At 58.6% G+C, this 11848-nt stretch carries 10 protein-coding genes; 1 reads left to right on the plus strand and 9 read right to left on the minus strand.

Translation table 11 applies throughout. The features are described from left to right. From purH to ACIQ47_RS12150, 6 genes are all read right to left on the minus strand, one after another. Positions 1–1562, minus strand: a 1562-nt coding sequence (gene purH / locus ACIQ47_RS12125; protein ID WP_396438354.1) for a bifunctional phosphoribosylaminoimidazolecarboxamide formyltransferase/IMP cyclohydrolase, incomplete at its 3' end; no start/stop codon positions are given. Positions 1563–1702: 140 nt separating this feature from the next. Then, the gene (locus tag ACIQ47_RS12130) at positions 1703–1942 is read right to left on the minus strand and encodes a helix-turn-helix domain-containing protein (protein WP_296292737.1); all 240 of its coding nucleotides are present in this window, start codon (positions 1940–1942) and stop codon (positions 1703–1705) included. Continuing rightward, a complete protein-coding gene (gene dusB, locus ACIQ47_RS12135) occupies positions 1939–2973 on the minus strand; it encodes a tRNA dihydrouridine synthase DusB (RefSeq protein ID WP_296292738.1) in 1035 nt (344 codons plus the stop codon). Before dusB ends, ACIQ47_RS12130 begins: the two co-directional genes overlap by 4 nt. A gap of 151 nt (positions 2974–3124) precedes the next feature. Next, positions 3125–5098 (minus strand): ATP-binding protein, encoded by a 1974-nt coding sequence (locus tag ACIQ47_RS12140; RefSeq protein WP_396438355.1) that lies wholly within the window; start codon positions 5096–5098, stop codon positions 3125–3127. Between the two features lie 11 nt (positions 5099–5109). Further along, positions 5110–5688 carry a YfiR family protein gene (locus ACIQ47_RS12145; RefSeq protein ID WP_396438356.1) on the minus strand — a complete coding sequence of 193 codons (579 nt, stop codon included), beginning with the start codon at positions 5686–5688 and terminating at the stop codon, positions 5110–5112. 11 nt (positions 5689–5699) lie between these two features. Then, positions 5700–7892: a TonB-dependent receptor plug domain-containing protein gene (locus ACIQ47_RS12150; RefSeq protein WP_396438357.1), complete on the minus strand. Its 2193-nt coding sequence runs from the start codon at positions 7890–7892 to the stop codon at positions 5700–5702. 201 nt (positions 7893–8093) lie between these two features. Here ACIQ47_RS12150 and ACIQ47_RS12155 point away from each other — a divergent pair, with 201 nt between their 5' ends. After that, positions 8094–8570, plus strand: coding sequence for a YqaA family protein (locus ACIQ47_RS12155; protein WP_396438358.1), 477 nt, complete (start codon positions 8094–8096; stop codon positions 8568–8570). 33 nt (positions 8571–8603) lie between these two features. Here ACIQ47_RS12155 and ACIQ47_RS12160 read toward each other — a convergent pair whose 3' ends face one another. The 3 genes from ACIQ47_RS12160 to ACIQ47_RS12170 all read right to left on the minus strand — a co-directional run bounded on the left by ACIQ47_RS12160 (position 8604) and on the right by ACIQ47_RS12170 (position 11561). Further along, positions 8604–9602, minus strand: coding sequence for a Bug family tripartite tricarboxylate transporter substrate binding protein (locus ACIQ47_RS12160; protein WP_396438359.1), 999 nt, complete (start codon positions 9600–9602; stop codon positions 8604–8606). Between the two features lie 102 nt (positions 9603–9704). Then, positions 9705–10721, minus strand: coding sequence for a D-2-hydroxyacid dehydrogenase (locus tag ACIQ47_RS12165; RefSeq protein WP_396438360.1), 1017 nt, complete (start codon positions 10719–10721; stop codon positions 9705–9707). A 51-nt stretch (positions 10722–10772) separates the two neighbouring features. Beyond that, a complete protein-coding gene (locus ACIQ47_RS12170) occupies positions 10773–11561 on the minus strand; it encodes a class II aldolase/adducin family protein (RefSeq protein ID WP_396438361.1) in 789 nt (262 codons plus the stop codon). Between the last annotated feature and the right edge of the window lie 287 nt (positions 11562–11848).

The following is an 11848-nucleotide window of genomic DNA, read 5'->3' on the forward strand; positions in this document are numbered from 1 at the left end:
GTGAACACCATCGCCACGCCGCGTTCGTTGGCGGCGTCAATGACTTCCTGGTCTCGCATCGAGCCACCGGGCTGGACCACGCAGGTGGCGCCCGCGTCCACCACCACATCGAGGCCGTCGCGGAAGGGGAAAAAGGCGTCGCTCGCCACCACGGTGTGTTGCAGGCTCAGCTTGGCAGCTTCGGCCTTGATGCTGGCGATGCGGGCCGAGTCGAGGCGGCTCATCTGCCCAGCGCCCACGCCCCGGGTCTGTCCGTTTTTGCAGAACACGATGGCGTTGGATTTGACGAACTTGGCCACTTTCCAAGCAAACAACAAGTCGTGCAGTTCTTCAGGGGTGGGTTGTTTGACGGTGACGATCTTCAAGTCGGCCAAAGCCAACTCGTGGTTGTCGGCGCTTTGCAGCAACAGGCCCGAGCCCACGCGTTTGGTCTCTAACGCGTTGCGCACTTGGCCATAGTTCGCGGGCAGCGCGATTTTCATCAAGCGCACATTCACTTTGCTCTTGAAAATTTCCAACGCTTCGGCGCTGAATTCGGGGGCCATGAGCACTTCGACGAATTGCTTGCTCACCGCTTCGGCAGCGGCTTTGTCCACAGGGCGGTTGAAGGCGATGATGCCGCCGAAGGCGCTGGTGGGGTCGGTCTGGAAGGCTTTGCTGTAGGCCTCGAGTGCGGTTGCGCCAACGGCCACGCCGCAGGGGTTGGCGTGTTTGACGATCACGCAGGCGGTGGCCTCGAAACTCTTCACACATTCCCACGCCGCATCGGCATCGGCGATGTTGTTGTAGCTCAGCTCTTTGCCTTGCAGCTGCACGCCGGTGGCGAGCGATCCGGCCGCAGGTGCCAAGTCGCGGTACCAAGCGGCTTGCTGGTGGCTGTTTTCGCCGTAGCGCAGGTCTTGCACCTTGACGTATTGCTCGTTGAATTGGCCTGAGAACTGGGCGCGTTCGGGCACGTAGGTTTCGCTCAGCTTCTCGGCTTCGAAGTTCACGCTCGACAAGTAGTTGCTGATCGCGCCGTCGTATTGGCTGATGCGGTTGAACGCAGCCACGGACAAAGCAAAGCGCAGTTTGTCGCTCAACTTCCCGCTGGCCCTCAGCTCGGCGATCACGTCGGCGTATTGGCTGGCGTCGGTCACGATGCCCACGTCTTTCCAGTTCTTGGCAGCGCTGCGCACCATGGCGGGACCGCCGATGTCGATGTTTTCAATCGCGTCGGCCAGCGTGCAACCGGGCTTGGCCACGGTGTCTTCAAACGGGTAGAGGTTGACGATCAACAAATCAATCGTGTCGATGTTATGCGCCTTCAAAGCCGCCATGTGCTCGGGCGAGTCGCGGCGCGCCAGCAGGCCGCCGTGCACTTTGGGGTGCAGGGTTTTGACACGGCCATCGAGCATTTCCGGGAAACCGGTGACTTGGGCCACCTCGGTCACGGGCAGGCCTTGCTCGGCCAGCAATTTGGCGGTGCCGCCGGTGGAAATCAGGCCGACGCCCAGGGCGTGCAGTGCTTTGGCCAGGTCGACGATGCCGGTTTTGTCAGAGACGGAAATGAGGGCGCGCATAAGAGACTTTCTTCAACAGTGTTCAGGTCGGGTCCAAGCTGGGCTCAGGTTCAAGACGGGGTCAAGGGTTCCGGCTCGGCAGGCCAATAAGGGGCAAAACAACCAAACACTGTCCCCAGGACCTGGGCGCAGTGCGGGTTTCATTTCAGGAGATCGTGCTCCAGCAATTTTTTGCGCAGGGTATTGCGGTTCAAGCCCAACCACTCGGCAGCACGCGACTGGTTTTGGCCCGAATGGGTCATCACCACATCCAGCAAGGGTTTTTCGACCAGCTTGACCAGCATGTCATACAGGGCAGTGGGATCGGTCCCGTCCAGGTCGCGGAAATAGATTTCCAGGTTGTCTCGGATGCAGTTTTCAATGGCTTGGGGTTCGCTCATGGCGTGGTCTCTAATTCGGTGCAGGCCTCACGGCGCTGGGGCAGGCGCTCCATCCGGTCGGCCAGGCCGTCCAGATAGGCGGCCACGGCGGCCAGTTGTTGCGTTGCAGTCTTCAGGGTGTTCATGTGCTCTCGAAAATCATCGCCACCGGGCAGCGGTCGCACATACCAACCAATGTGCTTGCGCGCCGAGCGCACACCGGTGTACTCGCCGTACAGGCTGTAATGGTCTTGCAGGTGCTCGAGCAGGGCACGGCGCACCTCGGCCACCAGCGGCGGGGCCAGGTGCATGCCCGTGGCCAAAAAGTGAGCGATCTCGCGGAAGATCCAGGGGCTGCCCTGTGCGGCGCGACCGACCATCACAGCATCTGCCCCGGTGAACTTCAGCACATCGCGGGCTTTTTCAGGCGAATTGATGTCGCCATTGGCCACCACCGGGATGTTCAGCGCCGCCTTGACGGCGGCCACGGTGTCGTATTCGGCCCAGCCTTTGTAACCTTGCTCACGGGTACGGCCGTGCACGGTGACCATTTGCACCCCCGCGCTTTCGGCGGCACGGGCCAGACTCAAGGCATTTTTTTCTGTGTCGCACCAGCCGGTTCGCATTTTGAGGGTCACAGGCACGCCGTGGGGCAAGGCGGCCTCGACCACGGCGCTGATGATCTCAAGCGCCAGCGGCTCGTCTTGCATCAGGGCCGACCCAGCCCATTTGTTGCAGACTTTTTTGGCTGGACAGCCCATGTTGATGTCGATGATCTGTGCGCCCCGGTCAATGTTGTAGCGCGTGGCGTCGGCCATCATTTGCGCCTCGGTACCAGCGATTTGGACCGCGATCGGACCCGGCTCACCGTCGTGGTTGGCACGCCGCGAGGTCTTCAATGACGCCCAAAGGTCAGGGCGCGATGTCACCATTTCGCTCACTGCATACCCCGCCCCGAACTGTCGGCACAACTGGCGAAACGGTCGGTCTGTCACACCCGCCATGGGGGCGACAAACACATTGTTCGGCAATGGGTAGGGGCCGATCTGCATGACGGTTGGCGGTATGGGGTGGCTGATTTGATGAAAATGAAGGCACGATTGTAGTGGTCCCATGTTTCATCAGCTGACAGTTAGGGGTGACAGTCCAAAATCACAGCACCGTGCTGCCCACATGTCCGGCACCTCGCGGCCTAGTTTAGGCTCAGGCGCGCGCGCCGCGCAACCATTTGCCCATCAAGGCCACGATTTGGCGGCGCATGAAGGGCTTGGTGAGGTAGTCGTCCATGCCAGCGGCCAGACAATTGGCCTTGTCATCGGTCAGCGCATTCGCTGTCAAGGCCAGGATGGGCTTGCGAGGCAAGCCCATGGACAACTCGCGGGCACGGATGAGGCGGGTGGCGGCGATGCCGTCGAGCTCGGGCATTTGCACGTCCATCAACACAATGTCATGGGCTTCGGTGGCGCTCAGGCGCACAACCTCTGCGCCATCGCGAGCCTGCACAACTTGGCAGCCTGCGGTCTGGAGCATGGTGACCAGGATTTCGCGGTTCACATCGTTGTCTTCAGCGATCAGCACCGTGCAATTGAGGGTTTCAGGTGCAGCATTGTCGCTGGTTGTTTTGTCCGTTGGCAGCTCTGTCCAGCGGTCACCACACACCTCAAACCAAAAGCAAGAACCCTGGCCAGGTTCGCTGCTGAAACCCACTTGTCCACCCATCAGCGTCGCCAGCTCGCGTGAGATGACCAGACCCAAACCACTGCCGCCGTAACGGCGGGCCATGGACACGTCGGCCTGAGAAAACGCGCTGAACAAGCGCTGGCCTTCCGCTGCGCTGATACCGATGCCCGTGTCGCACACCGTGCACCGAACGCGCGCGCGACCGTCGGGGTCGGTGCTGGAGCTCAGGCGCACGCAGATTTGGCCCTGATTGGTGAATTTGACCGCGTTGGAGACAAAATTGCTGATCACCTGAATGAAGCGGTGCGGATCGCCCACCAGCATCCAGGACGAGGCTTGAGCAGGCTCCTCAAACAAAAGCTTCAGACTTTTGTCGTGGGCATGTGGTTCAAACAAGGCGCACACCTGGCGCACCGCAAGCTCAGGACTGAAGGGGATTTTTTCCAAGTGAAGCATGCCCGCCTCGATCTTGGAAAAATCAAGGATGTCATTGATCAGGTGCATCAGCGTCGAGGACGAGGATGTGATCATGCGGAAGAGTTTTTTCTGCTGCGCCGTCGGGTGGGTGGCATCGAGCAATTCGGACACACCAATCAGGCCATTGAGCGGGGTACGGATCTCATGACTCATGTTGGCCAAAAACTGGCTCTTGGCCAGGTTGGCGGCATCCGCGTGCTCTTTGGCCAAGAGCAATTCAGCCGTGCGGGCTTGGACTTGCGACTCCAATTTCTGTCTGTGTTGCCCCAGTGCCCTGTCTTTTTGCTCTATTTGGTCCAGCATGGTGTTGAAACCAGCCACCAGATCACCAATTTCGTCTTGGCTTTGGCGCTGCGCCCGCTGGCTGTAATCATGAACGGTAGTGATGCGGCGCATGACACTGGCCAAGTCCAGCAAGGGGTGAATGATCACCGCAATCAATTGCCCCATGAATTGGCGCACCACGACATACGCCAGCCACATGGCCAGTGCCGCCACCAGCAAATTGAGCAAAATGCCAAACCAAAATGCATCCAAACGGGTCTGCAACACCACCAAACCGATCGTCTCGCCGTCATACACGATGGGCAAACGAATGGCGTAGCGGTTCCAGCTGAGCTGGGACAATTGCTGAGCGCCCAAGATCATGGCCGGTGGTTCGGTGTCTTTCACACCGTCGGCAAGCGCCGGGTAGTGCGCAAAGACCTTTGGATTGGTGACTGGGGTGAAAATTTCGACCGTCTCAACGGCTTGAATGTGACGAAAAATGTCCAGCTGCTTTTGAGCGCCCACCCGGTCGTCAAAACTCACCGCAGCAGCGCTGCTCTCTGCGGCCAATTCGGCGAGACTTTTGGCAGCAGCTTGCGTGGCCTGAAGGGTTTGCACGGCTTGCCACAAGGTGATCACCAAAAAGAACAGCAACAGCACACACCAGATGCCCAGTGACAAAATTTGGTTCAATTTTTCCCGCACCGGGGCTTGTTGCAGCTTTTGTCGGCGCCCCACCAAGAATGGCCACATGTTCAGGTTCTCTAGCGGATCACCGTGCGGGCCAATTTGAGCATTTGGCTGCTGGCGCGCAAATTAGATTTTTGTAAATTGTGCAAATTGACCTCAAACTCAACCCGATCGTCGTTGTGCAACAAAACCAAATGCGCGCCTTGGTCAACCGCAAGCCGATCATCGCTGATCAGCAACACCGGCGCATTGCCCAGCTGTCGCACCACCGTCGGCAACTGGCGTGATTCCGTGGCACCAACAAACACAATGCCACAGTCTTTGAGCTGGCCCAGTGGTACGTCCCGACGCACCTGAATTTCACGCTTTTGCGCGATGCGCCGGTTCAAACTGAGCATGCGATCGTATGGATCGTCCTTGCCCACCACGCACAATCGGATGGGCTGCTCCTCGGTGCCCGGTAGCTCCACAAATTTGGCGAAGTTGTAGACGTAGGCGACTTTCAGGCGGTCCAAGGTGGGAACTGCGCTTTGGGCCGATGCTGGCAGGGTCGCCCCAAGTGCCAGCAAACACAAGGCCAGCCGCGCTTTCATCCTGCCCTTGCCGTACAAGTGCTTGATATCGGCCCACATTGAATGAAGGGACATGCGCATGTTCATGTCCTTCAAAAACGGGTGACCAATTGAAGCTGCAAGCTGCGCTGCACGTCGTAGGCACGCGACACGGGGAAACTGCTGATGAATTCGGTATGCCGGTCTTTCAGCAAGTTGCGCCCCAGCAAAGACAGCTCGGTTTGCCGCGATGCCTTCCAGGATAAACGCATGTCCAGTCCGGTGTAGGGCGGCAATCGGGTCAGGTCTCCACTGATTTGCTTCAAATGACTGGTTTCTGTTTGGTAGCGCAAACGCACATTCAAGTTCAGGTCATTGCCGAGACCGAAGTTGTTGGTCAGGGAAAACTGGTGGCGCGGTGCTGAGTTTTCAAAAACATTGACCAACAGGTCACCCAGCCAATCGCCTGACCGCACCCCTTTGACAGACAGGTAGCTGTACCAAGTCTGCAAGGTCCACCATGGGCGCGGGTGCCATTCCAGCGACCACTCGCCGCCGTACGAACGCGCCCGGTCCTGATTGCTGTTGTAGCCCTGAACAGTGAAATAGCAAACGCCAGGACCATATGCATAAGGACATCCCAACACCTCGGGGTGAAGCAGCCCGGCAGCAGGATTGCCCCACAAACGTGCCCCCCGCAAATGGCGGTAATCGGTGGCAAAAACAGTGGCATCGACACTCAGGAAATTGGAAAACTGCTTGCGCCACCCGGCTTCCAAACTCAAGGCTTTTTCCGCTACGGGCTGGGCGCCTGGCAAGGGAGAAACCTGCATGACGGCGGTCAAAAATTTCGGCGGTATGGCTGGGTCGAAAACGTGGGCATCTTGCGCCGACACGTCAATCGTGGCCAAGCTCTCAAAGCGGCGCAAGGAGCGGGCCGAATGGGACACGGCAGCCCAGTAAGCTTCGGAATTGCTGGGCGTATACAGCGCACGCACATTAGGCTGGACGTTATACCCTGTCAGACCGTCTTTTTCAAACTTGGAGCCCACAATCAGTTTGAACCGATCGGGGACCCATGTGAGCTCATCGTGTACGAAAGCGCTGTAGTTCACGCGCTGACTTTTGCCTTCGTTCAACACAAACGGCGTGGCGGGCATGAACAGGTTGTCAGAGATGTGCCGAAGGTTCAGACCCCAAATGACATCGTGCAAACCGGCCTTGCGGCGTTGCTGGAAATCCACATCGAATTCTTTTTTGAAGCCCCCCGGCGATTGCAGAGCCGGCGCTTCACCTCGCGCAAAACCGACCCTTGTACCCGTGCCCCACAAGCCGGTGTGGCTGATCTTGTCCTGGTCGAATGAAACTTGCAAGGCGTTATCAAAGTTCTGCTCCGATTTCCAGGTGTAGCGGGCAATCAAGGCCAAACCATCGCCATTTTGGGACAGCAAAGCGTCCCGACTGAGCGATGCTCCGTTGTCGCTGAAGGCCGGCAGCGAGGGAAAGCCCCAGACATCTTGGGATCGGTATTGGTAAACCTCGGCTTTGAGGCTCAACTGACCGCGCGCCAACTCAGGTTCGATTTTGATGCCCAAACGTTGTTGTCGGGACGCATCTGCCCCCTGCAAACCGGAGTCGGTTTCTGGGGACCCTTGGGTGCGGCTGGCTTTACCAAAAACCTTGAAGTGACCGCCTTGCGCCAAGCCGCCACTGTGCACCAAGGACGACGAAGCCCCCCCACCCAATGTCCAAGTCGCGCTCAGGGTGCTGCCCTGACTGGCCGCAGCCGAGCGGGTCACGATGTTGATCACGCCGTTCATGGCGTTGTTGCCCCACAAAGCAGCACCGGGTCCGCGAATGACTTCAATGCGTTCAATGTCGCCCATGATGGCGTCTTGGGTTTCCCACAACACCCCCGAAAAGATCGGCGAGTAAATGCTGCGCCCATCCACCTGCACCAACAACTTGTTGGACAAACGCTCGTTGAAACCCCGTGAACTGACGGCCCAGCGGTCCCCCGAAATTTGCGCCACATTGAGGCCGGGCACCAAGCGCAAGGCCTCGGGAATCGACTGCGCACCCGAGCGGCGAATTTCTTCAGCCGAAATCACGTACGCGGCTGCCGCCATGTCCGCGACCCGCTGCTCCTTGCGGGACATGGACATCATGCGGTAATCCACCAACTCTTCCAGCGACATGTCAAGAAGATCATCGGTCGATGCAGCGCTGGCGCAGGCGGTCTGAATGGCCAAGGCCATCAGCACCCAACGCCACCGTCCCAGCGGCTCCAACGCTCTGTTTGTCATAAACCCGTCCATGAACAGAAAAGATGAATGGTTACAAAACCATTAAATTGATATTTTTGCACTATTTTAGCAAAAAATAAATTTTTCGAGATTTTTTTTGTGTTTGACGAATTTTTTGGCATGCCAGCTTCCCAGCGCCACCGATCTTTCTGCCCGAGGTTTTGAGGCACCCATGACCAAAGGTCTCGTTACACTGAAGGCATGGACATTTGGCTCACCAACATCATGCAATGGCTGGCTTTGCCCGAGCACGGCCTGAGCACCGTGTTTGTGGTGGCTTTTGTGTCAGCCACCTTGCTGCCGATGGGCTCTGAGCCTGCGGTGTTTGGTTTGGTCAAACTTAACTTGGGGCTTTTTTGGCCTGCCATTTTGGTGGCCACGGCGGGCAACACCTTGGGCGGGATGCTCAGTTGGTGGATGGGCTGGGGCACACGGCATGCAGTCGGCCGTTGGCGGGATTCGAGCAACCACGCCCGCGCACTGGTTTGGTTGGAAAAGTTGGGGCCCAAAGCCTGCTTGCTCAGCTGGCTGCCGGGAGTGGGCGACCCGCTGTGTGCGGTGGCAGGCTGGTTGAAGATGCCATTTTGGCCTTGCTCGCTGTACATGGCCATTGGCAAATTCGGTCGCTACCTGGTCATGACGGCGGGTCTGCTGTGGGTGTTCCCGGGGCAATTTTAAGGCGACCCCAACACCCAGCAGCCAAGCTGTCCATCAATCGTGAACGATCTTGCGTTCTTTGATAATTTGGGCAAACCGTCGCGCATCGGCCTTGGTGACCGCACCGAACTCGGCCGGCGTCATGGGGGTGGGCTCGGCACCGATGCCTTTGATGGACTCGACGGCGCTGGGCAACATCAAAGCGCGGTTGATCTCGCGGTTCAGGCGATCCACGATGGCCGCAGGTGTGCCCGCAGGTGCCCAGAAACCATGCGATGTGCCGGCGTCAAAATTCTTGAGCCCCAGCTCATTGAGCGTAGGCGCATCGGGGAACATGGACAAACGCTGGGGCGACGTGACCGCCAACAAGCGCAGACGACCCGAACGCACGTGCGAGAAAGCAATGCCGGGATCGAGCAAATAGTCCACGTTGCCGCCCAGCAAATCTTGCAAGGCTGCACCCGAACCGCGATAAGGGATGTGCAATGTAAAAATACCAGCTTGGGACTTGAGCATCTCGCCCGCAATGTGGGGGCTGGTGCCATTGCCTGGCGAGCCATAACTCAACTTGCCCGGATTGCCCTTGGCAAAGGCGATGAATTCGGCAAAAGTCTTGTAAGGTGCATCGCTGCGCACGACCAAGAACAATTGCAAACGAGCACCGGCCGCTACGGGGATGAGGTCCTTGTCATGGTCGAAAGGCATCTTGGGCGTGACGTAGGGCACGATGGAAGCGCCACTGCCCGAGCTGCACAAAATGGTGTAGCCATCGGGCGCGCTTTTGGCGGCCAAGTCAGAACCAATGATGCCACCGGCACCGCCCCGGTTGTCCACCACGATTTGTTGACCCAGCGCTTGCGACACCGAGGAGGAAACGGCACGCGCCACCAAGTCTGGAGAGCCGCCCGCAGGGAAGTTCACGATCATGCGGATGGGTTTGGCCGAAGGCCAAGCCGCACTTTGGGCCTGCGCTGTGCCCAAGGCGTTGAGTGCAATGCTCGACACGGCAGCAAGGCCAATTTGTCGGCGGCGAGGGTCATGGGGTTGGGTCATCAAAAGATCTCCGTATCAAAATAGCAAGCCAATTGTGGAAAGAAATCAAGTCGTCCGCTACTCGGGAAAACCTTGCCTTGACCATGCCGACTGAACAGGGGGTCAGGACACTGTGTTGCGCAAAGGCTTGCCCTGTGTCCAGCAACGCAAGTTGTCCAAAAACATTTGCCCCACTCTGGTTTCATTGCCATCGGAGTGGCCTGCTGCGTGCGGCGTGATCATGACTTGTGGCATGGCCCACAAGGGAGAATCGGATGGCAAGGGTTCGTGCGCAAACACATCCAGAAAAGCGCCACCCAAGTGGCCGCTTTGCAACGCCGACACCAAAGCGGGTTCGTCCACCACTTCGCCTCGTGCCACATTGATCAAGTGAGCACCTTGGGGCAACACGGCCAGGGCAGAGGCATTGACCAATTGGCGGGTTTTGGAAGTCAAGGGGCAGGCCAGGATCAACCAGTCGGTTTTGGGCAGCACCTGGGTCCAAGACTCGAACGTGACCATCTCAACGCCTTCGCACATCGGGTGGTGCGGTGCGGCCAATTGTTGGCGCACAACCACAACCTGTAGGCCCAAGGCCTGCAGCAAACTGCCCAGTTTTTGGCCAATAGGTCCCCAACCGACGATGGTCGCGGTTTGCCCCGGCAAGTCGCGGGGCATGCGCGCGCCCATCATTGGTGTCCATTGGCGGTTTTGTTGTTCGGTCCAGAGCAAAGGGAAACGGCGCGCCAACGCCAGCATGCCCGCCAAGGCCACGGTGGCGACCACTTGCGCATTCGCGCCGGATGAGGTGGTTATCTGGACACCCCTGGCCAACAAATCCAGATAAATCTGACGGTCAGCGCCCGCTGAATGGATGTGCACCCACTGCAGATCTGGCGACTGGCGCAATAGCGCGTAAATCCGCTGCAAGGCTGGATGGATTTCATGTTTGGTGGAGGTGCCTGTGACCTCTCGCGAGATGAAAGCCACGTCGGCATCCGTGCGTTGTTCGGCTGTCGCCGCTTCCCAAGACATCAATTTATAAGGGCGCGGCCCCATCCGAGCCGCAAGCGATGCGCCCCAGCGGTCGATGGACTGCTGGGACATCAAGATGCGCAGGGGGGCATGCGGATCGCTCATTCGGCTTTGGCCCCCGAATCGCGCACGATGACATCCCGGTTCATAAATGGCTCATGTTTTGTAACTCGGGTCCATGCGGTCGAGTTTGCGCAACAGGGCTGGCCACTCCATCAAGCCATAGGGCCTGCGCGTGCTGGGCTGGTAGTTGTTCCAGGTTTCCTCCAGCACATCGGGTGCGACTTTGACGAAAGGCGTGTGGCAGGCCATGGCCGCCAGTTGGGCATGGCACGCCAGCTCCAGGCGGTGCATCCAGTTGAACGCCTCGCCCACACTGCGCCCCACGGTGAGGGCGCCATGGTTGCGCAAGATCAGCGCCTCACCCTGCCCCAGGTCTTTGACCAAAGAGGCCTGTTCGGTCACATCGAGCACCACGCCCTGGTAGTCGTGGTAGCCGATTTTCTGGAACCGCATCGCCGTTTGGGTGATGGGCAAAAGACCGCATTCGAGCGAAGACACCGCCATGGAGGCCCAGCTGTGGGTGTGGATGACGCAGTCCACCTCGGGGCGCGCTTCGTGCACCGCGCTGTGGATCACGTAGCCGGCTTTGTTGATGCCGTAGTTCAATTCGCCAAAGTCGGGTTTGGACAGGATGTTGCCATCGTGGTCAATTTTGATGAGGCTCGACGCCGTGATCTCTTCGTACATCATGCCGTAGGCGTTGATGAGAAAAGCACCTTCTTCGCCGGGGACGCGCGAAGAGATGTGGTTGGCCATCATGTCGGACATGCCGTAGATGGCCACCAACCGGTAGCACGCCGCCAAATCCACCCGCGCTTGCCATTCAGCCTGGGTGCAATGGGAGCGCATCGACTTGATGTTCAAAATTCCGTTGGTGACCATGATGTCTCCTTCTTGAGCAATCAATTTTGACACCTGCGCGCTTGAACAGGGTGTCCCTGAGTTGGCATCTTCATTCAAATGGTGTCCAATGGCTCGGGCGCTGATGAGCGCGAAACATTTGCGCCGTCACGAGCCAAGCCCCCATTGACAAACGGCTGCGGCCAAGCAGCATGGGCAATACGGAAGGTGTCAGCTTGATCTCGCCGACCATCAGAGACAGGATCGCTCGTTGAGCTTGGCGTTCAGCGTGTCACGGCGAACGAAGCCACTGAGCTTGTCGTGGTGGC

The organism is Limnohabitans sp. (assembly GCF_044373035.1).
GTDB lineage: Bacteria > Pseudomonadota > Gammaproteobacteria > Burkholderiales > Burkholderiaceae_C > Limnohabitans_A.